This window comes from Neisseria sp. P0021.S006, from assembly GCF_051956895.1.
This window is the reverse complement of record NZ_JBQCWZ010000816.1, coordinates 1-644: the sequence shown is the minus strand read 5'-3', so window position 1 is coordinate 644 and position 644 is coordinate 1. Positions and strand designations below refer to the sequence as shown.

Below are 644 nucleotides of genomic sequence, written 5' to 3'. Positions count from 1 at the left end.
ACAACAACACCACCACCACCAACAACAACCACAACAAAACCAAACCCCCCAACACCAACACCACCACCACCACCACCAAAAACCAAACCCCCAACACCAACAACAACCCCAACACCCACACCCCCCCAAACACCACCCCCAACGCCCCACACCAAACCAACACCACAACCAACCACACCACCCACACCCCCCACCAAAACAACAACAACCACCCCACCCAAACCCACACCCACAACCACACCCCCAACACCAACAACACAAACACCCCAACCACCAACACCAACCACCCCCACCACGCCCCCAACACCAACACCAACCACAACCCCAACACAAACACCAACGCCCCACCACCCCAACCAACCACACACCAACAACACACCACCCCACAACACAACCCCCACCAACCCCACCCACAACCACCCCACCCACCACAACACCACAAAAACCCACAACACCACCAAACCACACCCACCCCACCAACACAACCCACAACACACCACCACCAACGCCAACAACAAACACAACACAAAACCCACAAACCACCCAAAAAAAAACCACCCAGACCTAACCACCCACAACCACAACCCCAACGAACAAACCAACACCCACACCACCAACCCCACCACCCCCCCAAACAACACAAA

At 55.7% G+C, this 644-nt stretch carries 1 protein-coding gene; it reads left to right on the top strand.

Annotation, left to right across the window (positions count from 1 at the left end):
- Positions 1 to 644, top strand: a 644-nt coding sequence (locus ACTHUM_RS17275) for a hypothetical protein (RefSeq protein WP_440403594.1), incomplete at both ends; no start/stop codon positions are given.